General features: G+C 54.6%; 21 protein-coding genes. 18 read left to right on the top strand and 3 right to left on the bottom strand.

Annotated features, from left to right (window positions below; translation table 11 throughout):
- The first annotated feature begins 128 nt into the window (after window positions 1-128).
- From HP555_RS01080 to HP555_RS01040, 9 genes are all read left to right on the top strand, one after another.
- Complete coding sequence (locus HP555_RS01080) at window positions 129-797, top strand: hypothetical protein (protein WP_199263380.1); 669 nt, start codon at window positions 129-131, stop codon at window positions 795-797.
- Between the two features lie 423 nt (window positions 798-1220).
- Complete coding sequence (locus tag HP555_RS01075) at window positions 1221-1493, top strand: zinc ribbon domain-containing protein (protein WP_199263379.1); 273 nt, start codon at window positions 1221-1223, stop codon at window positions 1491-1493.
- A gap of 174 nt (window positions 1494-1667) precedes the next feature.
- The gene (locus tag HP555_RS01070; protein ID WP_199263378.1) at window positions 1668-2441 is read left to right on the top strand and encodes a hypothetical protein; all 774 of its coding nucleotides are present in this window, start codon (window positions 1668-1670) and stop codon (window positions 2439-2441) included.
- Complete coding sequence (locus HP555_RS01065; RefSeq protein WP_199263377.1) at window positions 2410-2832, top strand: hypothetical protein; 423 nt, start codon at window positions 2410-2412, stop codon at window positions 2830-2832. Before HP555_RS01070 ends, HP555_RS01065 begins: the two co-directional genes overlap by 32 nt.
- A gap of 352 nt (window positions 2833-3184) precedes the next feature.
- Window positions 3185-3436: a hypothetical protein gene (locus HP555_RS01060; protein ID WP_199263376.1), complete on the top strand. Its 252-nt coding sequence runs from the start codon at window positions 3185-3187 to the stop codon at window positions 3434-3436.
- Window positions 3437-3496: 60 nt separating this feature from the next.
- Complete coding sequence (locus HP555_RS01055; protein WP_199263375.1) at window positions 3497-5539, top strand: acyltransferase family protein; 2043 nt, start codon at window positions 3497-3499, stop codon at window positions 5537-5539.
- Between the two features lie 154 nt (window positions 5540-5693).
- On the top strand, window positions 5694-6470 hold the full coding sequence (locus tag HP555_RS01050; protein WP_199263374.1) for a LabA-like NYN domain-containing protein: 777 nt from the start codon (window positions 5694-5696) through the stop codon (window positions 6468-6470).
- 4 nt (window positions 6471-6474) lie between these two features.
- On the top strand, window positions 6475-7545 hold the full coding sequence (locus HP555_RS01045) for a glucokinase (RefSeq protein WP_199263373.1): 1071 nt from the start codon (window positions 6475-6477) through the stop codon (window positions 7543-7545).
- Between the two features lie 10 nt (window positions 7546-7555).
- On the top strand, window positions 7556-8110 hold the full coding sequence (locus HP555_RS01040) for a YgjV family protein (protein ID WP_199263372.1): 555 nt from the start codon (window positions 7556-7558) through the stop codon (window positions 8108-8110).
- Here the strand turns inward: HP555_RS01040 and HP555_RS01035 are convergent.
- Window positions 8035-8715 carry a 3'-5' exonuclease gene (locus tag HP555_RS01035; RefSeq protein WP_199263371.1) on the bottom strand — a complete coding sequence of 227 codons (681 nt, stop codon included), beginning with the start codon at window positions 8713-8715 and terminating at the stop codon, window positions 8035-8037. The genes HP555_RS01040 and HP555_RS01035 overlap by 76 nt on opposite strands.
- Before the next feature lie 306 nt (window positions 8716-9021).
- Here HP555_RS01035 and HP555_RS01030 point away from each other — a divergent pair, with 306 nt between their 5' ends.
- From HP555_RS01030 to mltB, 4 genes are all read left to right on the top strand, one after another.
- Window positions 9022-10803, top strand: a complete 1782-nt coding sequence (locus HP555_RS01030) for an FAD-dependent oxidoreductase (RefSeq protein WP_199263370.1) — start codon at window positions 9022-9024, stop codon at window positions 10801-10803.
- On the top strand, window positions 10800-12653 hold the full coding sequence (locus tag HP555_RS01025) for a 2-oxoacid:acceptor oxidoreductase subunit alpha (protein WP_199263369.1): 1854 nt from the start codon (window positions 10800-10802) through the stop codon (window positions 12651-12653). The genes HP555_RS01030 and HP555_RS01025 overlap by 4 nt, the downstream gene beginning before the upstream one ends.
- Entirely contained in the window at window positions 12650-13702 is a 1053-nt protein-coding gene (locus HP555_RS01020) for a 2-oxoacid:ferredoxin oxidoreductase subunit beta (RefSeq protein ID WP_199263368.1), read from the top strand. Before HP555_RS01025 ends, HP555_RS01020 begins: the two co-directional genes overlap by 4 nt.
- 148 nt (window positions 13703-13850) lie before the next feature.
- The gene (mltB, locus tag HP555_RS01015; RefSeq protein ID WP_199263367.1) at window positions 13851-15017 is read left to right on the top strand and encodes a lytic murein transglycosylase B; all 1167 of its coding nucleotides are present in this window, start codon (window positions 13851-13853) and stop codon (window positions 15015-15017) included.
- A 115-nt stretch (window positions 15018-15132) separates the two neighbouring features.
- Here the strand turns inward: mltB and nhaB are convergent, their stop codons facing one another.
- Together nhaB and pyrC are read right to left on the bottom strand one after the other, a co-directional pair.
- Complete coding sequence (gene nhaB / locus HP555_RS01010) at window positions 15133-16755, bottom strand: sodium/proton antiporter NhaB (RefSeq protein WP_199263366.1); 1623 nt, start codon at window positions 16753-16755, stop codon at window positions 15133-15135.
- 359 nt (window positions 16756-17114) lie between these two features.
- Window positions 17115-18119 (bottom strand): dihydroorotase, encoded by a 1005-nt coding sequence (pyrC, locus tag HP555_RS01005; protein WP_199263365.1) that lies wholly within the window; start codon window positions 18117-18119, stop codon window positions 17115-17117.
- A 425-nt stretch (window positions 18120-18544) separates the two neighbouring features.
- On the opposite strand from pyrC, the gene HP555_RS01000 reads away from it, so the two are divergent.
- From HP555_RS01000 to nrfD, 5 genes are all read left to right on the top strand, one after another.
- Complete coding sequence (locus HP555_RS01000) at window positions 18545-19660, top strand: hydrogenase small subunit (RefSeq protein ID WP_199263364.1); 1116 nt, start codon at window positions 18545-18547, stop codon at window positions 19658-19660.
- 4 nt (window positions 19661-19664) lie between these two features.
- On the top strand, window positions 19665-20693 hold the full coding sequence (gene hybA, locus HP555_RS00995) for a hydrogenase 2 operon protein HybA (RefSeq protein ID WP_199263363.1): 1029 nt from the start codon (window positions 19665-19667) through the stop codon (window positions 20691-20693).
- 69 nt (window positions 20694-20762) lie between these two features.
- Window positions 20763-22463, top strand: a complete 1701-nt coding sequence (locus HP555_RS00990) for a nickel-dependent hydrogenase large subunit (protein ID WP_199263362.1) — start codon at window positions 20763-20765, stop codon at window positions 22461-22463.
- Window positions 22460-22972: a HyaD/HybD family hydrogenase maturation endopeptidase gene (locus HP555_RS00985; protein ID WP_199263361.1), complete on the top strand. Its 513-nt coding sequence runs from the start codon at window positions 22460-22462 to the stop codon at window positions 22970-22972. Before HP555_RS00990 ends, HP555_RS00985 begins: the two co-directional genes overlap by 4 nt.
- Window positions 22950-24074 (top strand): NrfD/PsrC family molybdoenzyme membrane anchor subunit, encoded by a 1125-nt coding sequence (nrfD, locus tag HP555_RS00980; RefSeq protein ID WP_199263360.1) that lies wholly within the window; start codon window positions 22950-22952, stop codon window positions 24072-24074. The genes HP555_RS00985 and nrfD overlap by 23 nt, the downstream gene beginning before the upstream one ends.
- The last annotated feature ends 29 nt before the right edge of the window (window positions 24075-24103 follow it).

Raw genomic sequence — 24103 nt, 5'->3', positions numbered from 1 at the left:
CTGCAATTTACAGTGCTATATTTTTCAATTTTTATCCATATATTCCAACTCGTTGAGAGTTTTTCATGGCCGACTAGCTGGACGATTCCGCCCAGCTAATACCTTGTTAGGCTTAATTCGGGATCGTCATGACATTTGAACCAGAAAAAACCAAGCTTCGCCTTGATGGCCGCTGGCACCTCGAGGAGCTATCAGATGTCACAAAGGACTACATCCAGATGTACGGCTTCATTTATTCGCTGCTTCCGAATCTGCCTGCAGCACGGCGAGAAGAGGTCGACTACATCTATGGCAAGTTCCCTTGGCGCGGCGGCTATAGCACGGTCAATTTTTTCAATCAACTCTTCCACAAGATTCCGACGAAGCTGCGGCCGGAGATTCAACGCATTCGCTATGCATCGCCTGGTTTCATAGAACTCCAGGAGCTACTGGTCGTCGCAGTTGGAATTGCGGCCATCGTCAAAGCAGTTTGCTCGTCAATCAACATGGCGCACGAAACCTATCGAAACATACAGAAGGGCTGCGCCGAAAGGAAGTTGACCAAGATCGACATATCCAACAAGGAGTTGGAACTGACGCAGTGTCAACTCGCGTTTTGCGAGACTCAGTCCGAGAAGCTCCAGAACATCTTCAAGCTGTCCGCCGAGCAAATTGCTGCCCTTGATCTCAAGACCCAGAGTAACCCAGCGATGAAGCTCAAGATTTTGTTGTCTGTTTATCGTCGTGTTGAGCCGCTAGCCAAACAGCAAGCAAATGGCAAGCTCAAGGTCACTGCCGAGAAGAGCGATGAAACCTAACCCTTCGCTGCAAGCGACCGCCTTCGGCGGCGCCTGAGCTCAAACGTTAGCCCTTAATCGGTATCAGTCTGCTACCTTGGAGAAGTAAGAAGTGAAACACAAGAAAAGTGTAGCTCTCGTCATCTTTGTCGTAGTAGCCATCATCAGTTACACACAATTGACGTTTTTTGTCATCCCTCCCATTGGCGCGTTACCGGAAGGCAAGACGGTCCTCATCGTTCGGTTGAACAAAACCGAATTCATCGACAGTCCCGATGCGATGTGCGAAAGGATACAGGGGGGGTGTCAGTCTATTGTGTAGGGGCATGGTGATGAGCGCTGTTCTTGATAGGGCAACTATATTGGCCAGGCTTCCGTATAGTTCGTGGCTCTATAGCATTTCCACTGGTGGCAAGACATACAATCGTTAATTTAGAGGGTAGTATGGAGGTTCTAATTATTGCAGTTCTTATTGGTCTCATTCCGGCCACAATTGCGAAGGGCAAAGGCAAGTTTTTGGGTCTATGGTGGCTATACGGCGCCGCGCTCTTCATAGTCGCATTGCCGCACGCTCTCATCATGAAGGCCGACAACGCCGCTATCGAGCAGCAACAAATCGCCGAAGGTATGAAAAAATGTCCGCACTGTGCAGAACTCATTAAGCCCGATGCCAAAGTGTGCCGTTACTGTGGTCGAGATGTAGCAATTGAGGGTTAATTGAAAGTTAGCTGTAGGAATCATGGGGCAAATCGCAACCGTCATGTCAATTAAAAATCAGCGCTTCCAATCACCCATTGGCTAACAAGGCGCTGCACCTGACCGCCATCCTGCGGATTCGCCGCATACTGCCAGCCGGTGAGCTGGGGCGTTAGGTCACAAGAAGGAGATTCAGTGACAACTGTAGGTACGTGTGCACTCTGTCGAACACCCGCATCGATATTGCTTAAATCACACATCATCCCTGAATTTTTCTACAAACGCGTATACACAAAAACTCACAAATTCACCGCTATTGCACTCGACGAGGAAGAGCGACTGGCCATTGAACAAAAGGGATACCGTGAAAATTTACTTTGCGCCGTCTGCGAGACAAAGCTCTCAAAATGGGAGGGGGAACTGAGTCGGTTTGTGGCTCAAGTTATATCTGATAGTTACACGACCTGCAGCACGACCCAAGTGGGTACCGTCACGGTGGTAAATGGAGTGAACTACAGCAGCGTGAAGATGGCGATGCTCTCGATCTTTTGGCGAATGAGCATAGCTCAGCACAATCTTTTTTCCTTGTATAAACTTGGCCCGTATGAAGAAGATTTTCGGAACTTGCTAGACCAGCATATAGTCCCTGCGGGCACAGAGTTTCCAATCCTCCTATCAAAAGGAACATTGGACGGAAAATTTCTTCCCGGCATTCTCTTTCCGATGGGTCGTGGGAGATATGGAGACCATTTTATCATGCAGTCCGTTGTTTTGAACGGCATTGTGTTTGACTGCTTTATGACCCGTACGCGCACCATTCCGAACGAAATCGTGAACTTTTCACTTCAACCCAACGGTCGAGTTCTCATTCCTAGCAAGTCATACGAGCAACTTGGGGTAAACATTGATGAGTTCTCACAGAGAATCAGGAACCCAGATGTTAAGAAATTTTATCAAAAGTACTTATAGAGATACGTGTGCGGTGACGCTGCGGCTTAACAGGTCGCTCCAGCGGACGGCTTCGCCGCCCGTTGAGCTAAATCGTTATGTAAATGAAGATGATGGTGTCATAGATGACAAGGCCAAACTGATAGGAAAGATTATGGAAAGATTATTAAATTCAGTTGGTAAAATGTGTTTCGTTGAATATTTCGAAAAATTCAAGGACAACAATATTGAGTACTCAGATTTAGTAAACATTATCCATGATGAAAAAGGGTATTCATTAAAAGCCTGTCAAACCAGAGTCTCGAAAGCAAGAAAAATCATCATCAGTGGAAGTACATGCGAGGCTCTGAAAACAATCATAAAAGCTCAAAAGTGGACGAAAGAACAAGATCTAGAGCCTTCAACTTTTTGAAGAAAACTGCTATTAAAATAATTACATAATGATCTTGCCCGTTGTTGAAGGACATCCTGTTAAGCTGCTTGAGCCTCACTTGGTATCGATAAGGACAGATGAGCTTTTCACGATTTTGCGCACACTTGATGGTGATTACCCAGATCTGATCGAAGTTGGTCGTGCAAGACTGCAGATACCGAACACGTCAGCTGACCGCGCACTGCTTCAACGTCTCAAACAAGACGGTATTGTCAGCACGTATGACGAGCACAAGTCACAGCTCAAGGTCAACAGGAAACATAAATAGGGTAGGTACCAGCCTTTTTCAGAACTGCAGCTGAGCGCGGAGCAGGAAGATGTCCGGGGTGGCATGAGTATTTTGACCACCTGCGCTATCGGCTCACAGGTACTCGAACAGCCGTCAATTGTGTGTACCCCGCCTGTGCTGTACGACAGCCTGTCACTTCGGATGCGTCTGTCAGGTACGAGTGCGCCGGAAATCACCATCTTGAGAGCAGAGTGTCTTGGCGTTCAGCCCTGCTGCGCTGTGTGTAAAAGCAATATTGTCGTGTTGATAATCCGCAGCAGACCGTCTATAATCGACCCCTTTGTCGGTACGTGACCGTCTTTGCCGAGCATTCTATTTTCTGTCCTCAGGTAGCAGCTCCTGTTATTGCGCCCCATGTCCTCTTCGCCCGTTCGTCTGTCATCCCCGACATATCGCCCCGACATCGACGGGTTGCGCGCGGTTGCCGTGATACCGGTGGTTCTCTTTCATGCCTTTCCGGATTGCCTCAGAGGCGGCTTCATCGGCGTTGATATATTTTTTGTCATCTCCGGTTTTCTTATCTCAACCATCCTGTTCGAAAACTTGACCAGGGGTACCTTCAGCTTTACTGAATTTTATGCCCGTCGTATCAAGCGCATATTTCCAGCACTGCTGCTTGTCCTGCTGTTTTGCTGCCTGATCGGCTGGTTTGTACTGCTTGCCGACGAGTACAAACGGTTGGGCAGACATGTGGCTGCCGGTGCGGGGTTTGTTTCCAACTTTGTTCTGTGGAAAGAGGCCGGTTACTTTGATACCTCGGCAGAAACCAAGCCGCTTCTCCATCTGTGGAGTCTGGCCATTGAGGAGCAGTTTTACATCATCTGGCCGCTGTTGCTCCGGTTGTTCTGGAAACGAAAAAAAAGTGTTGTCGCTCTGACAGCTGTTGTTGTGGCTGTCTCGTTTACAGCCAACATGCTGGGGATTTATCGGGACATGTCCTTTGCCTTCTTCTCGCCGATCACCCGTTTCTGGGAGCTGCTGGCCGGTGGTGTACTCGCCTGGTACACCCTTTTTGTGAAACAGTCACCTGCTGGTGGGCAGACAGCGCTGTACCCGACGGAGGTGTCCGGTTCGGCTGCTGTTTCCATGCGGCCTGATTCCCGGGTTGTTGCCCACTGGCTCTCGCTGCTTGGTTTTGCGCTGCTGGTCTATGGATTTACAAGTATACATAAAGACGACAACTTTCCCGGCCTGTTGGCTGTTATCCCGGTGGCCGGTGCGGTGTTGCTGATTGCAGCCGGGCCCGGGGCATGGGTCAACCGCACCATCCTGGCCAATCCGCTTGCGGTTTGGGTGGGGTTGATCAGTTTTCCTCTGTATCTGTGGCACTGGCCGTTGCTTTCCTTTGCCAGGGTTATTGAGGGCGAAATCCCCAGGCTGAGCACGCGGCTGACAATGGTTGTTCTTGCTGTTGTGCTGAGCTGGCTGACCTACCGGTTTGTTGAACAGAGAGTGCGCTTTGGTCGACCTGCTGCTGGAAAGACGCCGGCTCTGGTCGTGCTGATGGTGCTCTTTGGCTGTATCGGTATCAGTACCGCCCAAAACAGCGGCTGGCCGTTTCGTTCGATCAATATCCTGAACAAGGAAATCGGTCAGGTGCAGCAGTACAACTGGAACAAAGATTACCGTCGGGGCACCTGTTTTCTTGATGCAACCCTTGAGACAAGCGATGCCTATGCCGACGTCTGTACCTCGGTCTCAACACCGGGGCGGCCGGTGGTCATGCTGTGGGGGGACTCACATGCCGCCGCTTTATACAAAGGGCTTGCCGTGCAGGCCGAGCGGCTGGCTTTTAACCTGTCTCAGTTGACAGCCAGCGGCTGCCCACCTATTTTTGACTGCACAGTGACGAACAGCCAACACTGTACGGAGTTGAACGCCTATGCCCGGCAAAAGATACAGGAGGTGCGGCCCGATATCCTCATCATGGCCGGGTACTGGTCCCTGTACGACGGTACCGACAAGTGGGATCAGTTGGATATGGGTATGCTGGCGCAGACCCTTGCTGTTGTCAAAGAGATCGGTATCGAAAAAATCATCGTTGTGGGTCATCTGCCCACCTACACTGTGAATCAGACCGATATGCTGAGAAAACGGTTTCAGGGCGACACGGTGAATACCCGCACCTACAGGCATTTCAAAAAGACAGCCATTGACGTCAATGCGGATATTGCCCGGATTGCCCGACAGGAAGGGGTGCAGTTCATCAATCCGCTGGATTTTTTATGCAACAGTCAGGGGTGTATGCTTTCGCTTGCCAATGACGCCATTGTTCCCCTGGCCTTTGACTACGGCCATTTAACCCCTGAGGGATCAACCTACCTGGTCGCCCAATTTTTTAAAGACAACCTGATCGGTCTGGCTGATGTGGTGCGTGGTGAGGCAACCGATCGCTGATACGGCAAGACCGGCTGCACCTGTCCGGGCGGCTCTTTGCACAACAGGTCGGGCCGTTTGAGCAGTGGTTGCTGTATACTCACCAGGGGTGTACATTTTTCTCCAACACACAGGCGAGACTTTGCCCGGAAATTTTTAACCACAGACATTTTTTATGCTTAAAACAGCTATCTACGTTGATGCGGAAAATATCAAGATGAGTGGCGGCTACGGTATGCGCTACGATGTGCTCGTTGATTTAGCCAACAGCATGCACTCCGTCATGGTGCGGGCCAACTGCTACCTGGCTGAAGATCTGGAGCGTACTAAAGCTGATCCGGAGTACCGGCAGAAGGTGCATGCCTACCACAACATCCTGCGCAACTGCGGCTTCAAGATCATCAAGAAGTATGTTCGCCGTTTTAAAGACGAAGACGGCAACATAACCACCAAGGCCAATGCGGATATGGATCTGGCCATTGATGCGCTGCTCCAGGCGCGCAATCTTGACCGGATCATTCTGCTCACCGGTGACGGTGACTTTTTACGGTTGATCGTGGCCTTGCAGAATACCGGCTGCCGGGTGGAGGTGATCGGCTTTCATAACGTGAACAAGGAGCTGCGCGAGGTGGCCGACTCCTACATCTCCGGGTTTTTGATTCCGGGCCTGCTGCCCATTGCCGGTGCCCAGGGCGAACAGGCCGATCAGTGGCAGCGGGGTACAGTGATCAACTTTAACCAGGATCGCGGTTTTGGTTTCTTTCGCTACTATCGGCTGGACAACAATGTACTGCAGTCTGAGACCGTGTTTTTTCATCTGTCCAAGTCAACCTTAACCTCGGATCACTACTTTCAGGAGCCGTACCGGATTTTTGAATTCCGGGTGGTTGAAAATCCGGCCAATAACAACCGCTCCGAAGCCTGGGATATACGCTTCATGAAGGAGGCCTGACCCCATGGATCTTTCGACAGCCGGCGTGCTGCTTGCCGGGGACATCGGGGCCACGAAAACCACCCTGGGCCTTTTTGCACCCTCCGGCGCTGTACCGGGCCCGCCGTTGCGACAGCAGACCTACCGCAATGCAGAGGCGGCTTGTTTTGATGAGCTGCTGCGCAGTTTTTTAGATAGCAATGGGTTGCAACCGGTTTCTGCCTGTTTCGGGGTGGCCGGTCCGGTGATCGAAAACACCGTGCACATGACCAACCTGAACTGGGTTGTTGACGGGCCGGGCCTGCAGACCCGTTTTGGCTGGCAGCGGGTGGTGCTTGTCAATGATCTGGTGGCAACCGCCATGGGCGTACCGCACCTGGCATCAACCGATGTGCGGGTGATCAACCAGGGCAAGCGCCGAAAAGGTTCGGCAGTGGCGGTACTGGCCCCGGGCAGCGGACTGGGCGAAGCCTTTCTTGTCTTTCCCGAAGGCCGAGTGTTTGCCTGTGCCTCTGAAGGCGGGCATGCCAGTTTCGGACCCCGGAATGACGAACAGATGGAACTGCTCAGTTTTTTACAGCAGCACCATGCCCATGTTTCCGTGGAGATGGTCTGCTCCGGCATGGCGGTTCCCGAACTCTTCACCTTTCTGGCCGAGCGCATGCAGGTACCGCTGTGGCTGCAGCAGGAGTTGGCCGAAGCTGCCGACAAGACACCGGTGATCGTGCAGGCGGCCCTGGCAGCCCGTCGGGGTGAGGCGGTCTGTGACATTGCTGTGCATACTCTCCGGCTGCTCACCGACATCCTTGCCGATGAGGCGGCCAACCTTGCCCTCAAAACCCTGGCCTTGGGAGGGGTGTACATCGGCGGCGGTTTTGCCGCGAGAGTTGAGCCGTTTCTTGAGCCGCAACGGTTCATGCGCATCTTTTGCCGCGGCAGGTATCAGGCAATGCTCGGGGATATCCCGGTTGCCCTCATCACCAATCCGCAGACCGCCCTTGTCGGAGCCGCAGCCTGTGCGATTCAGGCTGCATCAGACGATCCGGCACATCCCGGCCGGCTTCCGGACAAAGATACCTTTTCCGCCTCTGCCTGAATGGGGCCTTATGTCATCTTTTGCCATCTCCCAGATCCTTGTTGGTGTTGCCATCTGTTTTGATCTGCTGTCCTTCCAGTTTAAGCAGCGGCAGCAGATCATCGCCTGTCTGATTGTCTCCTGTCTGTTCATTGCCGTGCATTTTGCCCTGCTTGGTTACTGGACCGCCACCGGGCTTGCCGCCCTTGCCGCGATTCGTTTCCTGGCCAGTTATTACACCACTGCCAGGCCGGTGATGTTCTTTTTCATTGGCGCAACACTGCTGGTTGCCGGGTTTACTTTTCAGGGAATGCTGAGTGTGCTGAGCTGTCTTGGTGCGGTTTTCGGGACCATCAGCTCCTTTTGCAAGGACGATAAACGGTTGCGGCAGATCATGTTGATCGGGACCAGTCTCTGGCTGGTGCATAATATCCTGGCCCAAACCCCGACGGCAGTGCTCATGGAAGCCCTGTTTATCAGCAGCAACCTGCTGGGATACTACCGTTTTTACTATCGTCGTGCCGGTAAACCGGAGGTGGGGGTGAAGGGATTGGCAGGAGAGGGGGCGCCATCGGTTGGTGACTGAACGCGGGCAGGGAGATTTTTGAGGCGCAGGTAGATCTCCCGGCTTATCCAGGCATCGGTGGCGGCATACTGAATCTGCTGCGGGCTGAGATCAGGATTGGCCCAGTTGGTTGTGCGTGCGGTTTTGGAGATGCGGATACCGCAGACCACGGCTGCAAGTCCGCGCAGGCCGTGGTTGCCGATTCCCCGACGTTTGGCTGTCTGCGCCAGGTCGACAAAGCCGGCGGCACCAAAGGGATGAATTGCCTGAAGCGTCTGGAGATCAAAGGCAACAGCCACCCCGGCCTTCACGATCCCGTCGGTGCTGAGAATATCACGCAGAGGGGCGGGCAGCCCGGTGGAGCGGAGTTGAAAAAGCAGTACCTCCTCGGCTGTGGCCAGCTGCAGCAGGCTGGGCGGAAACTTCTGCCCCTTATGAAAGGCGGGCCGGGTTTCCGTATCAAAGCCAAGCGGGCCGGCATCGATCAGTGCAGCGGCAACCTGTTTTGCCTCCTCCGGTGTTGTAATCAACCGTATCGGCCCTTCCCATCTGGCCAGGGGAAGTTCGTTGATTGCCTCTTTGCTGATGCGTTGTATCGGATGTCGTGTTAACTCTTTTGAAATCATTGGTCGCTTTTATAAGTGTGCATCAGGCACGGGTGCTGTTTTTTATGCTGGGTGACCGATGCAGCAGTACGTTTTTTGCCGAACATTGGATGTGGTGTACACCATGTGGCCGCTGTTGTCATGCCGATTTGTCAAAATCAGCTCCTGTTGCCTGGTTGGGCTGAAGAGGAAGAGGCCGACAAAAACTGTCTATTCCGGTGCGGAAGACCAGACAACCGGCAGCTGTTGGCAGGTTTTTCCCTGTTGAATTTTTGACAGATATTCTTATTGTCTTTCATTCTATCCCTGTTACCGGAGGACAACGCCTTGAAGCCGACAGACATTGAAAATCCTGAATATTTTCACCGTGTGATCGACTGTCAGTACGCATGCCCGGCCCATACTGCGGTGCCGGAGTACATTCGCCTGATCAGTGAAAAACGCTACACCGATGCCTATATGCTGAACTGGGTGTCCAATGTTTTCCCCGGTGTTTTAGGCCGGGTGTGTGATCGCCCCTGTGAACCGGCCTGTCGAAGAGGGCGGGTGGAAAAGGAGCCGGTGGCGATCTGCCGGTTAAAACGACTCTGTGCCGATAACCGTGATCTGCAGGTATCCCGGCGGTTTCCCCGGATACCGGACCGGAAAAACGGCAAGAAAGTGGCGCTGATCGGTGCCGGCCCGGCCTCGTTGACCGTGGCCCGTGATCTGATGCCCCTCGGCTACACGGTTGATCTGTACGATGATCAGGAAAAGGGCGGCGGCTTTATGCGCAGCCAGCTGCCCTCGTTTCGTCTGCCGGAAACAGTCCTGGCCACTGAGGTGAACTACATCCTGGATATGGGGGTAACCACCCGTTTTAATCACCGCGTTGAGAGCATGCAGGCCATGCTTGGCAAAGGGTATGATGCAGTCTTTGTCGGCACAGGTGCGCCGCGTGGTCGTGACCTGCCCGATCTGCCCGGCCGTGAGGAGGGAGATGCCCGGATTCATATCGGGATTGACTGGCTGGCCGGGGTGATCTTCGGCCATATCAATACCATTGGTCAACGGGTGCTGGTGCTGGGCGGCGGCAATACGGCCATGGACTGCTGCCGCACCGCCCGCCGTCTGGGTGGTGAGGATGTGCGGGTTGTTGTTCGCAGTCCGCGGCAGGAGATGAAGGCCTCGCCCTGGGAGATTGAGGAGGCCCTGGAGGAGGATGTTCCCATCATTGACAATCATGTGCCCCTGGCCTTTGTGATTGAGGATGGAAAACTTACGGGTATGCGATTTGACCGGGTGCGTGCAGTATACAACGATCAGGGGCAGCGCCGACTGCTGTCCACCGGCGAAGAGCCGGTGTTTCTCCCCTGTGACGAGGTTATTCTCGCGGTGGGACAGCTCAACGCCTTTCCGTGGATAGAGTCGGATGCCGGCATTGTCTTTAATGAGAAGGGGCTGCCGGTGCTTGATCCCCTGACACTGCAGTCGTCACTGCCACAGGTCTTTTTCGGCGGCGATGCCGCCTTTGGACCGCGTAACATCATCACTGCGGTGGCCCACGGCCATGAGGCCGCCATCTCCATTGATCTCTTCTGCCAAAACCGGCCCCTGGATCAACGGCCGGCACCGCAGGTGAACCTGGCCGGTCAGCAGATGGGGACCCATGACTGGCTTTATGATAACCGGGTGACAGACACTGCGCGCCAGGCCGTACCCATGGTTGCCAAGGCCAAGACCCTGAAGGACCGGCTGGTGGAGGTTGAGCTCGGTTTTGATACAGAGGTGGGCCATGATGAGGCGCTGCGCTGTCTCAACTGCGATATCCAGACCGTCTTTCATGCCGAACTGTGCATCGAGTGTGACGCCTGTGCCGATGCCTGCCCGGTGAGCTGCATTAACTTTGTCGACAACGGCACTGAAGAGGATCTGCGCACCCGGCTGAAGGCACCGGCTGCCAACCGCAGCCAGGCTCTGTATGTTTCTGCACCGCTTGATACCGGCAGGGTCATGGTCAAGGACGAGAATGTCTGTCTGCACTGTTCGATCTGTGCCGAACGGTGTCCGACCGCGGCCTGGGAGATGCAGAAGTTTTTCTATCAATCAGCACGAGCGGGGCAGCCATGAAGCCACTGAACAGGATAAATGATTTTGTTGTTTCTTTTGCCACGATCAACGGTTCCGGATCGGCCAGCGCCAACAACCTCTTTGCCAAGGTTGTCTTTCGTCTGGGGGTTCCGGTCAGTCCCAAAAACATCTTTCCCTCCAATATCCAGGGGTTGCCGACCTGGTACGAGGTTCGCGTCAGCGAGCAGGGGTACGTCGGCCGGCGGGGCGATGTTGATCTGATGGTTGCGGTGAACGGCCAGACTCTGCGCCGGGATTACGACAGCGTTGTCAGCGGCGGGTACTTTGTCTACGATTCCTCCAAACCGTTGCCCGAGGATTTTCAGCGAGACGATGTGGTTACCATTGGTATTCCCATGACCCGGCTGGTCACAGAGGCCATCGACAAACCCAAGATGCGGCCGCTGTTGAGAAATATCGTCTATGTGGGCGGCCTGGCGGCTCTGCTCGATATGGAGCCTGATCCGTTTGTCGATGCCTTGAACAGCCAGTACCGGAAAAATGTACAACTTGCAGAACCCAACATCCAGGCCCTGCAACTGGGATACACCTATGTCCGTCAGCACTATCCCGATACCTGTCGGCTGAAGGTGCAGCCCCGGGACCGCACCGGTGACGCCATCATGATGGACGGCAACACTGCCATGGCACTGGGTGCGATCTATGGCGGTGCCACAGTGGTGGGCTGGTATCCGATCACCCCCTCAACCTCGATCATCGAGGCCTTTGGCAGGTACGTGCAGAAGTTTCGTCTGGAAGAGGACGGGCGTTGCAAGGCCGCCATTGTGCAGGCAGAGGATGAGCTGGCCGCCATTGGTATTGTCATCGGCGCCACCTGGAACGGTGCCCGTGCCTTTACCGCCACCTCCGGGCCGGGCATCTCCCTGATGACCGAGTTTCTGGGGCTGGCCTATTTTGCCGAGATTCCGGCGGTTGTGATCGATGTGCAGCGGGCCGGGCCCTCCACAGGCATGCCGACCCGAACCCAGCAGTCCGATCTTCTGGCCTGTGCCTATGCCTCCCACGGCGATACAAAGCACCCGCTGCTCTTTCCCGGTGATCCGCGGGAATGCTTTGAGATGACTGCTGCTGCCTTTGATTACGCAGACCGGCTGCAGACCCCGGTGATTGTGTTAAGCGACCTTGACCTGGGTATGAACGACCACTTCAGTCCACCGCTTGCCTGGGATCCGCAGCATCGCTATGACCGGGGCAAGGTGCTTGATGCTGAACAGCTCGATGCCCTGACCGAGCGCTGGGGGCGGTACCGGGATGTTGACGGCGATGGGATCTGTTTTCGGACCTACCCCGGCACCCACCCCGACAAGGGGGTCTACTTTACCCGGGGCACCTCCCGTGATGAGTACTCAGCCTACACCGAGGACAGCGGCGCCTATACCCGCAACATGCAGCGTCTTTTGAAGAAGTGGGAGACGGCCAAGGAGGTGTTGCCCAAACCGGAGATAACCGTTGCCCGGAAAGATGCCCGGGTGGGAGTGATCTTTTACGGCAGTACCACACCGGTTGCCCGCGAGGTGATCGATCAGCTCCACCGGCGCGGTTGCCCGATAAACAGCATGCGTATCCGCGCCTTTCCCTTTCAGCAGGAGGTGTGGGACTTTATCCGTACCCATGAACTGGTGATTGTTATTGAGCAGAACCGGGACGGCCAGATGCGCACACTCCTTATTAATGAAGGTGATGTCCCGCCGCAGACCCTTCTTTCTGTGGTGCACTATAACGGGTTGCCGATCGCCGGCCGTGAACTCATCGTTACCCTGGAAGAGACCCTGGCTGCCCATGGTCTTGTCGTCGCTGCAATGTCCAATGAAACAGGAGGCGTATCATGACTTTTTTCCGTCCAGCCTTTCGTCATCCCGACCTGCCGCCCAATGCCGCCGGTTTTCACCGCCGTGACTACGAGGGTGGTCTCTCCACACTCTGTGCCGGCTGTGGACATGATTCGATCTGCAACGCCATCATCGACGCCTGCTTTGAACTGGCCCTGCCTCCACACCGCATTGCCAAACTGTCCGGTATCGGCTGTTCGTCAAAAACACCGGCCTACTTTCTCGGCAGATCGCACGGCTTCAACTCAGTGCACGGGCGCATGCCCTCCATTGCCACCGGGGCCAACATGGCCAACCGCGATCTGATCTACCTGGGTGTGTCCGGCGACGGTGATACCGCCTCCATCGGGATGGGGCAGTTTGTGCACGCAGCCCGGCGCAACCTGAACATGACCTACATCGTGATGAACAACGGCTGTTACGGTCTTACCAAGGGGCAGTTCTCAGCCACTGCCGACAAGGGGTCCAAAAGTAAACAGGGCAATGTCAACCTGCTTGAGTCCATTGATCTGTGCGAGCTGGCCATCCAGCTGGGTGCCGGTTTTGTGGCCCGCAGCTTTTCAGGTGACAAGGCGCAGCTGGTGCCGCTGATCAAGGCCGGGCTTTCCCACCACGGGCTGTCGTTTATCGATGTGATCTCCCCCTGTGTGACCTTTAACAACAATCCGGAGTCAACCAAGAGCTATCACTGGGTGCGCGAGCACAGTGAAGCGACCGGTACCTTTGATTTTGTCCCGTTTCGCCAGACCATCACTGCCGACTATGCCGACGATACAGTGCAGGAGGTGGTGCTGCATGACAGCTCGGTGATCCACCTGCATAAGCATCCCAATGGGCCGGACATCACCGATCGCCGGCAGGCCATTGACAACCTGGAAGATCATAAGGAGCAGGGCGTGATCCTCACCGGTGTGCTGTACGTGAACCCGGATTCCCAGGACACCCACGACATCCTGCAGACAAGTGTACGACCCCTGAACAGCCTGACCGAGGCTGACCTGTGTCCGGGAGCTCAGGCCCTGGAGGCTGTGAATACCGCGCACCGGTAGATGGGCGGGCGGTTTTTGTCTGTTGTGATCGGGCAGGTACAGGTGCCGCCGGCAGCGGCACGGCGCTATTCCCCTGTATTGACACCTGTCGGCCAAACCGGGTACACAGTGGACAGTTGGCGCAACTTTTAACTTCCTGGTGGTGTGTATGCGTTTTTCCCTTTCTTTTTTTGCTGTTTCCGGCCGGCAGCAGGTGCCGTGTTTCTTGTTGTCTTTTGCCGCTCTTCGTCGACAGTTGCTGCTCTGTTGCCTGGCATTGACGTTTTTTGGTCTGAGCGCCTGTGCTGACCAGCCGGTGTACGTTGCCTCCCCGAAAATCGCCCAACCACCTTTGACGCCGACACCGGCTCCACCCGCCTGTGTCGGTTCGTACCATGCCGGACAGCTGTCAGGTGATTTTGCCGGTTATCCCGATCTGGAAGAGTTTGTTGAGCTGATGGTGCAAAAGCACGGGTTTGAACGTGAGTACCTGTTCGGCCTCCTTTCCCAGGCCCGACGAAAGGACTGGACACTCAACTATTACGCTCAATCGGACCAGGCAACCAAAAGAGGGCCCACGGTCGGCGGCTGGACCAGTTACCGGGCTAAATTTCTTCATGAGCGTCATATCAATGCCGGAGTGGCGTTTGCCCGGCGTCACCAGGCACCCCTGCAGCGTGCTGCCAGGATGTATGGTGTACCGCAGGAGTACATCCTGGGTATTCTGGCTGTGGAAACAAATTTTGGTGCCTTTGTCGGCAAAGACCGGGTACTGGATGCCCTGACCACTTTAGGCTTTGATTACAGACGGCGCGGGGAGTACTTTCGCGGCGAGCTGGAGAGTTTTCTGCTGATGACCCGGAAAGAGAGGATGGACCCGGCCAGGCCGGTGGGCTCGTTTGCCGGGGCCATGGGGCTTGGCCAGTTTATGCCGACCAGCTTTCTGAAGTGGGCGGTTGACTTTAACGGTGACGGTCGTAAGGACCTGTGGGATCCGGAAGATGCCATCGGCAGTATTGCCAACTACTTTGTGCAGCACGGCTGGCAACCCGGCCAGGCTGTGGTGACACCGTTACACTCTGATGGCCGGCCGGTTCTGTTGAAGCCGGGGTATGACAGCAGATACTCTTTAGCTGAGTTGCGGCAGGCCGGTCTGACCCCGGTCCGTCCCTGCAGCAGTGATAACGCGCTGAGCCTCCTGCTGCTGCGGCATCAGCGGGCTGATCAGTACCTGATCGGTCACCCGAACTTCTACACGATCACCCGCTACAACAACAGTACCTACTATGCTATGGCAGTGCATGAGCTGGCCGTAACCTTTAAAAAGATGTTGTAGGGTTTACCGATCCGTATAGTCTGGATAGATAATAGACAGATAGAATACAAAGAGGCGTATCGAACAATCGATACGCCTCTTCTTGTTTGATTCCTGTACTTGTTTGAGTTGGTTGTTACAGAAACAGAAAGACAGCCGCCAGACCGCTCAGCGACATGGTGATGGTATAGGGAAGGGCAAGGTACACCATGCGACCATAGGAGAGCCGGATAACCGGAGCAAGTGCCGAGGTCAGGAGGAAGAGGAAGGCGGCCTGACCGTTGGGGGTGGCAACACTGGGAATGTTGGTGCCGGTGTTGATGGCCACTGCGAGCTTGTCGTACTGATGCATCAGGGCCGCCGCCTGATCTGCTGCAGCCTGTGGCAGATTGCCCAGAATCTCTTTGCGGGCAACGTGCGGGTCGGTGAGCTTGTTGAGCAACTCTTCACCGCTCATCCCGATATCTGCGATTGCGCCCAGCATCTCAATAAAATGAATCTTCGTTTCCGAGACATAGACCGTGCCCACGAACACGTTGTCGGAAATAGCAGAGAGCAGGCCGTTGGCAATATAGTAGGCAACCAGCTGTACCTGTCCTTTAAGGCTTAACACATAGGTGATTATCGGGGCAAACAGGTGCTGGTCGTGAATAACAGCAACAATGGCAAAGAACACCACTAAGAGAGCGGTAAACGGCAGGGCCTCCTCAAAGGCATGGCCGATCTGATGTTCTTCAGTGATGCCGTTTAAGCTGGTGAGCAGAACAATAACCGACAGACCGATCAAACCGACTGCCGCCATATGGAACGCCAGGGCTATGATGAGCCAGAGGCCGGCAAGTGCCTGAACCGCCAACTGCAGCTTCCCCCTGGTGCCACGTTTTTCTTCCATTTTGATGGCTGTTTCCAGCAGGTGCGAACGGATATGACCCGGCAGTTTGTGGCCGTAACCGAACCACCCTTTTTTCTCCACCAGGTAGCAGGTGCCCATACCAACGATCAGTACAGGCAGGGAGACCGGTGCTACATTGATGAAGAAGGTCGCAAAGCTCCAGCCCAGTTCACTGCCGATAAGAAGGTTCTGCGGCTCGCCCACCAGTGTACACACACCACCAAGTGCTGTGCCCACGGCACCGTGCATCATCAGGTTGCGGAGAAAACGGCGGAACTGCTGCAGGTCTTCCCGTTCTTTTTCCTTAAGGGCCAGGTCGCTGGCCAGATCATGGGGGACGGTTCCTTCTTTTCCGGAAACAAATCGGTGGTAGATGTCATAAAATCCGTAGGCTACCGCAATGATAACGGCGGTCACGGTGAGTGCATCAAGAAAGGCGGAAAGAAAGGCGCTGGTAAAGCAGAAAAGCAGGGAGATGGCGATTTTAGACTGTACCCGGACCAGGATACGGGTGAAGGTGAAGCGAAGGAAGTCTTTCATGAAGTAGATGCCGGCTACCATGAAGATCAACAGCAGGATGACTTCAAAGTTGTTGAGCGTCTCCTGGTAGACGGTATTCGGATTGGTCATGCCGATGAAAACCGCCTCCAGTGCCAGCAGCCCGCCTGCGGGTAAAGGATAACACTTGAGCGCCATTGCTAGGGTGAAGATAAACTGACCGATCAGCACCCAGCCGGCAATGAATGAGCCGTAGTATTTGAGTATGAACGGGTTGGCAATAAGAAAGGCCAGGATGACCAGTTTGTACCAGAGCGGCGAATTGCCAAGGAAGTTGCGCGTAAAGGCGCGGGGGTAAGACTGGGGCATGTACATTCTCCTCGGTTAAAAAAATGATGAGGATCGAAGAGCCTGAGGCGCAACGATCGACCTGGAAGTTACATCACAGTCGGCCGGTACAGATGTTGACGGGCCGAAAGGCGGGGAAGAGCGGTATGTTGTTTGGTTACCCACCCGTTCTGCAGGTGAGGGTGGGGATCCGTTGGCCATACTGCTTGCCCTGAACTTCAAGAACAGCCTTGTCGATGGCACCGCCGGCTGTCTTCAATGTTCGTGCAGCAGTTCGTTCAATTGGTGAAAGTGAACAAATTGAATCAGCCGATTGGTGGTCATCGTCATTTTTTTGCCTGTTGACTGACACAGTTCGATACCATGTTCAGCCGCTTGGTTCAATCAGAACCAGACGGTTTCAAGCGCCATGCTATTGTTTTTTCGGCAAGAAACGGTGCAACTGTTTCATAGTGTTTCGGCACCTGCCAGGGAAGACGTTCGAGATGCACGGTTTTTGCCGGTGGCGTGATCCGGTAGAAACGTTGCGCATTGGTGCTGACAAAGATGGGGAGTCTGTCCAGGCAGTCGGCCTCTTCAAACAGCTGTACCAGGGCAGGCAGGGCCACCGGCGCAGAAAAAATACCGGCAGCGCAACCGAGACATTCCTTGCGGTGTCTGGGATGAGGGGCGGAATCAGAGCCGAACATGAGGCGGGGATGCCCATCCAGGACTGCCCGCCGCAGGGCCTCGCGGTCACGGGGGGTTTTGGCTATGGGTTTACAGAAGAGATCGGGCTGCAGCAGGTTCCCGGCCACATCATCCAGGGTGATCAGCAGGTGATGGAGGGTGATGGTGGCGGCCACGTTATCAAATCGGTCGAGCAATGTGAGGGCGTCAGCGGTGGTTATGTGCTCCATGACGATGCGCAGACGGGGAAAGGTTGTGGCAAGCCGTTCATAGACAGGTAAAAATTCTTGTTCCCTGTCCATGACAAAGCCACTGCTTTCACCATGGATCAACAGCGGAATGTCCAGCTCTTCCAGAAGGGCGACGGTTTTTTCTATCTGGTCGAAATTGCGGACACCGGCTTCGCTCTGTGTCGTGATACCGGCGGGATATAACTTGAGGCCGATGATTGCATCTCTGGCGGCCATGAGTTCCTGTTGTGAGTAGTCCCGGAAAAAGAGGGTCATGTAGGGGTGAAAGACGGCACCATCGCAGGCTGTCAGGATAGCTGAACGGTACGCTCGCAGCCGCTGCAGGCTGTCAACGGGTTCCACCAGGTTCGGCATGATGACGCCACCGGCGAACTGGGCGGCACTGAACGGGGCGACCAGGGTCAGCATCTCCTGTTCCCGCAGGTGAAGATGCATGTCAAGAGGGGTTTCTAGCGTAATTTCCATGAGTTGACTCCTGTAAAAAAGAGATTGCCCGGCAATGATCAATCCTGTGCATGTAGATGTGTGCGTCCGGGTGCTGCTTGTGCAAAGTTATGCTCAGACCTCGGTCTGCACACCGGACTGTTCGGTCCGGACTTGCTGGGCACTGCTCTCTGGTGGTTCCATGTTTTGTGGTTTTACGCTATAAAAATGGACCTTTGGAGCGTTTATTGTCTGGTCGGCAGGTGTGTGGGCAGGTGTTTTTGGCGGAATATACAGGATTTTCACTTCGAGTTGTGCAAAATGGGCAAGATGAAAAACATCTTGAACAGGCATTTTTTTGCCTATATAGACAGGATAGATACATCTTGTTTTTTTACGCAACAGAACGACAGAAGTTTGTCCATATGCAGACGTAGGCAGTTAATAGAATTTTAAGGAGGTGGCGAATGAAGTCAAAGGTCGTTGACGGTAGCGTTCATCTGCTGAACAGCGTGAACCGTAGAGATTTCATGAAATTCTGCACGGCCGTGGCTGCGTCAATGGGATTGCCGATGACGGTGGTTCCTCAGATTGCCGAAGCGGTTACCTCACCGAAGAGACCTTCTGTGATCTGGCTTTCCGGCCAGCAGTGCACCGGCTGTGTGGAGAGCCTGCTCCGCACCGGCCACCCGACGTTGGAAACTCTGATCCTTGATCTGATCTCCCTTGAGTACTCTGAAACACTCAATGCCGGAGCCGGGCATCAGGCGGAAGCACACCTGGCCAAGGCCATTGAAGAGAACAAGGGCAAGTTCATACTCGTGGTGGACGGCTCCATCCCGGTCAAAGACGGCGGAGTCTACTGTATGATCGGCGGCAGGCCGGTGGTGGATATTTTAAAAGAGATGGCACCTCTTGCCGCCGCGGTTATTGCCATCGGTTCCTGTGCGGCCTGGGGCGGGGTTCCTTCGGCAGATCCCAACCCGACAGGGGCGACTCCGGTGTACGAGATTCTCAAACCGCAGAACATACCGGTGGTCAACATTCCCGGCTGTCCGCCCAACCCGTACAACTTTCTCTCAACAGTTATTCATTTTCTGACCTTTGGCAAGTTGCCCGCACTGGACGACAAGGGCCGCCCCATGTTTGCCTACAGTCGTATTATCCACGAGAACTGTGAGCGCCGACCCCATTTTGATGCCGGTCGTTTTGCCGAGGAGTTCGGTGATGCCGGTCATCGTCAGGGCTACTGTCTCTACAAACTCGGCTGTAAGGGACCGGAGACATATAATAACTGCTCCAGTCTGGACTATAACGACACGCCCGGCTGCTGGCCGGTGGCAACCGGAGCCCCCTGTTTTGGCTGCTCTGAGGAGAAAGTCGGCTTCCACGTCCCGTTATTTACCAAAGCCAAGGTCGTTTTTCCCACCCCGCCTGCTCAGCAGCCTACGACAGTCCCTGAGAAAGGTTCGGGTGCCAAGAATTTTGCCTATGGGGTTGCCGGAGCGGCTGTAGGCGCAGCGGCTGTTGCTCTTTCCCAGAGAGGCGGCAAGGGTGATGATTCCTCACAGGCAGGAGGATGACAGCATGACGATCAACAGACGAGACTTTCTTAAGTTTTCCGCCGGAACGGGGCTGATGCTCTCGGCCGGGGCCGAGTCTGCCCGGGCGGCAAAGACTCCGGAACTACCACCTGAGGCGGTCGGTATCCTCTATGACTCAACGCTGTGCATTGGCTGTATGTCGTGCATGGTCAACTGCAAAAAGGCCAACTCCGAGCCCGGTGGTGCGCTCTTCCATAAAAACACTGCAGGCAAAATTCCCTTCGAATACACTGAAGAAGACCATATTTACGATGCGCCCGAGAGTCTGTCCGCCAAAACTCTGTGCATCATAAAGGCTCTGTACAACGAAGAGACGGCTGCACCGGTCAACCCCGGTGAGCAGAGCAAGAGCTTCATCAAGATGCACTGTCTGCACTGTCTTGAACCGGCCTGTGTTGCTGTGTGTCCGGTGGCGGCACTGCAGAAGAATCCGGAGACCGGTATTGTCACCTACAACAAAAACCGGTGCTTTGGTTGTCGGTACTGTCAGGTTGCCTGCCCATTCGGCATACCGATGTACGAGTGGGAAAAGGCGTCTCCTTCCGTGGTCAAGTGTCAGCTGTGCAACCATCTCTATGCCCAGGGCAGGTATTCGGCCTGCTGTGAGTTCTGTCCGACCGGTGCTTCGATTTTCGGCAAAGTGAAGGATCTGCAGGCGGAGGCTCAGCGACGTCTGGCGCTGAAACCCGGCGACGTGTATGCGTATCCGGTGAAGCGGGTCGACGGTGACGAGCGTACCGAAAAGGTTGTTGATACCTATGTCAATCATATCTACGGCCTTAACGAAGCCGGTGGCACCCAGTATCTCTTCCTGGCCGGAGTCAGCTTTGACAAGCTGGGCTTCAATCCCAGGATTACAGACCAGGTGTATCCTGATTTCACGTGGGATTACGTTTCTCATGTTCCCGCACTGATCGGCGCTTTGCTGGTGGCCGGCACGGTGACCCGACTGGTGACCCAGAGGTTGGACAAGAAGAAGAACGATGCCGACCAGGGGGATGATGCATCCTGATAAGCCTTGTTCACGGCAGGTATGATTTTGATGAAATCTCCCTCAAGGAGCGTATAAAGGAGAACGCACATGACCAAAAAAATAACCATTGATCCGGTTACCAGAATCGAGGGGCATCTACGGATTGACTGTGAAATCGATAACGGCAAGGTGTCTAATGCCTGGTCTTCCGGTCAGATGTGGCGGGGAATTGAGATCATCCTTCAGGGGCGTGATCCCCGGGATGCCTGGGCGTACACCCAGCGTATCTGCGGTGTCTGTACCACGGTGCACGCCGTGGCCTCGGTCCGCGCCGTTGAGGATGCCCTGAAGATGGAGGTCCCGCTCAATGCCCAGTATATCAGGAATATGATCATCGGTGCCCACAACATCTTTGACCATATGGTGCATTTCTACCAGCTCAGTGCTCTGGATTGGGTTGATATCGTGTCAGCCACCACGGCTGATGTCGAGGCAACAGCTGCGTTAGGGCAGCGGCTGTCCGACTGGAAAGGCAACAGCGTTCAGGAGATCAGGGCAACACAGGATCGCCTGAAAAAATTTATCAGTTCCGGCCAGCTGGGTATCTTTGCCAGCGGTTACTGGGGACATCCGGCAATGAAACTGTCGCCGGAGGTGAATCTGCTGGCTGTTACCCATTACTTTCAGGCGTTGACCTGCCAGCGTAAGGTCAATCAGATTGTGGCCATTCTCGGCAGTAAGACGCCGCATATTCAGAACCTGGTGGTTGGTGGTGTGACCAACCCCCTTAACCCGGACAGTCCGGCCAATCTCACCATTGAGAAGCTCTTTCACATCAAGACCGTCATCGATGAGGTCGGTGATTTTATCAGACAGGCCATGCTCACCGATGTGGCGGCGATAGGTGCCTTTTATGCGGATTGGACCACCTATGGTGCCGGAGTAACCAATTATCTGGCAGTGCCCGATATGCCGATGGACACCAAGGGCACTGTCTATACCCTGCCGGGAGGATATATCCCGGATGGAGATGTATCCAGATTTACCCCACTGGTCACTCAGCATGAGAAGACGCTGTATGACGGCGTCAAAGAGTCGATTAAACATGCCTGGTACAACGGCAACTGGGATCGTTCACCTTTTGAGGGCGAAACCGTGCCCAACTACACCGGCTTTGATCCTGAGAAGAAGTACTCCTGGGTCAAGGCACCGACATACCTGGGGAAACCGGCACAGGTCGGTCCACTGGCTCATGTGCTGACCATGTACCTTGCCGGGCATGCGACCACCCAGAAGTATGTGGACCAGACCTTAAAGACGGTCTCAGCCATTGCGGGCACCACGGTGGGAATCGATGCACTGCATTCAACCATCGGCCGGATCGCCGCTCGTGTGATACGCAGTGCTGTGCTTCATGAAACCCTTACCATTCAATGGCAGGCCCTGATCGACAATATCGGTAAGGGCGACCTGAACACCTTCAATCCGCCTGTGTTCCCAAGAGGTGAACAACGCGGTATCGGTTTTCATGAGGCCTCCCGTGGCATGCTCTCCCACTGGGTGATCATTGAAAACGGGAAGATCAGGAACTATCAGGCGGTGGTACCCTCCACCTGGAACGCCGGGCCGAGAAATGATCAGGGTGCCCTTGGACCGTATGAGGCCTCGCTGGTGGGGAACCCGGTTGCCGATCCTGAACTTCCTCTTGAGGTGCTGCGCACTATCCACTCGTTTGATCCCTGTATAGCCTGTGCCATACACCTGGTTGACGGGAAGAAAACGCCGCTTGCCAAGGTGAAAGTGCTGTGACAGCACCACAGGAAGTGAAAACATTAGTGCTCGGCATAGGGAATCTGCTCATCGGCGATGAGGGGGTCGGCTGTCGGACGGTTGCCGAACTGAACCGGCGGTACTCGCTGCCTGCGTCAGTGGAATGTGTTGATGGCGGGACGGCCGGTTTTGAGCTGCTTGGTCTCCTGGACAACAGGGAGCAGGTTATCTTGATCGATGCCCTGCAAGACGGTCGGGAACCCGGTGCGGTCATCAGAGTGGAGGGTGAACATGTGCCCCGGGCTTTCCTCATCCGCACCACCCCCCATCAGCTGGGAATCTGCGATGTTCTGGCAACAGCGCAACTCACCGGCACCATGCCGAAACACCTGACCCTGTACGGTATTGAGCCGAAACAGCTTGATGTCGGCATCGGCCTGTCACCCGAGGTGGAGGCCGGAATGGAGAAAACAATCCGTGCAGTTGTCGATCAACTCCGTCACATTGGCTATGAGGTGAAACACAATGGAATCGAATCCGCACATTAAAACGTGGACACCGGCAACCATTGTTATGGTTGTCCTGATTATCCTCGGCAGTGCTGTCGCTGTGTACCGGATGCTTTACGGCCTGGGAGCGGCGACCAACCTGAACGACGGTTATCCCTGGGGTTTTTGGCTCGGGCTGGATGTGCTCGGCGGTGTTGCCATGGCTGCCGGCGGTTTCATCATCGCCTGCGCCGTATACCTCTTTAACTGGAAGAAATACCGTCCCATCGTTCGTCCGGCCATTCTCACGGCCTTTTTAGGTTACCTGATGGCGGTCATTGCCCTGTTCTTTGATATCGGCCATCCCTTTCGTCTGGCGCATCCCGCTGTTATGTGGCAGTACCACTCGGTCATGTGGGTTGTGGCCATGCACGTTATCTTTTACACCACCACCCTGGGGCTTGAGTTCAGCCCCATGCTCTTTGAACGACTCGGCTGGAACCGGGCACTGAAGGCGGTCAATAAAATCATGATTGGTGCCGTCATTTTCGGGGTCATGCTCTCCACCCTGCACCAGTCATCCCTTGGTGCTGTCTTTTTGATTGCACCGTCAAAGATGTCACCCCTGTGGTGGGACACCAAGTTGCCGTTTCATTTTCTCGTGTCTGCTGTAGCCATGGGGTTGTCCATGGTCAGCTTTGAGACGATGCTCAGTTACAAGTTCTTAAAGCATAAGGTCGACAAGGAGGTCTTTTACGGACTGGCCCGCGGCAGCCTGATTGTGCTGAGTTTTTATCTTCTGCTCAAGGTCTATCAGCTGTTTGCCGTGGCCAGCCCGGGAATGGCCTTTGATGGCTCTGTTGAGGGCAATATGTATCTTCTGGAGATGCTGATCGGTGTTATTATCCCCATCGCTGTTCTCTGCGTCAAAAAGTACCGCACCAACCTCGGCATCGTCTTTTCGGTCAATATGCTGGTCATTGCCGGTGTCCTTCTGAACAGGCTGAATGTCTGTCTGTTCAGCATGGAACAGTACAACACCTGGAGGGGGGTGACCTATGGGCCTTCCTGGATGGAATTTCTTCTCTCGCTGGGTATTATTTCTCTGGGGGTTTTTCTGTACAAGATGTCAGCAAAACATCTTCCGCTTTTCTCCCATTAAAGCCGTCTGACCCGCATCCGGTTGTACAG

The sequence above is a fragment of the Desulfobulbus oligotrophicus genome (genome assembly GCF_016446285.1).
In the GTDB taxonomy this organism is placed as follows: domain Bacteria; phylum Desulfobacterota; class Desulfobulbia; order Desulfobulbales; family Desulfobulbaceae; genus Desulfobulbus; species Desulfobulbus oligotrophicus.
Note: the sequence above shows the minus strand (reverse complement) of the source record. Positions and strands in the feature narration are given on the sequence as shown.

Excerpts from the sequence above, each read along its gene's own strand:
- HP555_RS01080 (WP_199263380.1), top strand. The coding sequence starts at position 129 with ATGACATTTGAACCAGAAAAAACCAAGCTTCGCCTTGATGGCCGCTGG.
- HP555_RS01075 (WP_199263379.1), top strand. The coding sequence starts at position 1,221 with ATGGAGGTTCTAATTATTGCAGTTCTTATTGGTCTCATTCCGGCCACA.
- HP555_RS01065 (WP_199263377.1), top strand. The coding sequence starts at position 2,410 with ATGTTAAGAAATTTTATCAAAAGTACTTATAGAGATACGTGTGCGGTG.
- HP555_RS01060 (WP_199263376.1), top strand. The coding sequence starts at position 3,185 with ATGAGTATTTTGACCACCTGCGCTATCGGCTCACAGGTACTCGAACAG.
- HP555_RS01055 (WP_199263375.1), top strand. The coding sequence starts at position 3,497 with ATGTCCTCTTCGCCCGTTCGTCTGTCATCCCCGACATATCGCCCCGAC.
- HP555_RS01050 (WP_199263374.1), top strand. The coding sequence starts at position 5,694 with ATGCTTAAAACAGCTATCTACGTTGATGCGGAAAATATCAAGATGAGT.
- HP555_RS01045 (WP_199263373.1), top strand. The coding sequence starts at position 6,475 with ATGGATCTTTCGACAGCCGGCGTGCTGCTTGCCGGGGACATCGGGGCC.
- HP555_RS01040 (WP_199263372.1), top strand. The coding sequence starts at position 7,556 with ATGTCATCTTTTGCCATCTCCCAGATCCTTGTTGGTGTTGCCATCTGT.
- HP555_RS01035 (WP_199263371.1), bottom strand. The coding sequence starts at position 8,715 with ATGATTTCAAAAGAGTTAACACGACATCCGATACAACGCATCAGCAAA.
- HP555_RS01025 (WP_199263369.1), top strand. The coding sequence starts at position 10,800 with ATGAAGCCACTGAACAGGATAAATGATTTTGTTGTTTCTTTTGCCACG.
- HP555_RS01020 (WP_199263368.1), top strand. The coding sequence starts at position 12,650 with ATGACTTTTTTCCGTCCAGCCTTTCGTCATCCCGACCTGCCGCCCAAT.
- mltB (WP_199263367.1), top strand. The coding sequence starts at position 13,851 with ATGCGTTTTTCCCTTTCTTTTTTTGCTGTTTCCGGCCGGCAGCAGGTG.
- nhaB (WP_199263366.1), bottom strand. The coding sequence starts at position 16,755 with ATGCCCCAGTCTTACCCCCGCGCCTTTACGCGCAACTTCCTTGGCAAT.
- pyrC (WP_199263365.1), bottom strand. The coding sequence starts at position 18,119 with ATGGAAATTACGCTAGAAACCCCTCTTGACATGCATCTTCACCTGCGG.
- HP555_RS01000 (WP_199263364.1), top strand. The coding sequence starts at position 18,545 with ATGAAGTCAAAGGTCGTTGACGGTAGCGTTCATCTGCTGAACAGCGTG.
- hybA (WP_199263363.1), top strand. The coding sequence starts at position 19,665 with ATGACGATCAACAGACGAGACTTTCTTAAGTTTTCCGCCGGAACGGGG.
- HP555_RS00990 (WP_199263362.1), top strand. The coding sequence starts at position 20,763 with ATGACCAAAAAAATAACCATTGATCCGGTTACCAGAATCGAGGGGCAT.
- nrfD (WP_199263360.1), top strand. The coding sequence starts at position 22,950 with ATGGAATCGAATCCGCACATTAAAACGTGGACACCGGCAACCATTGTT.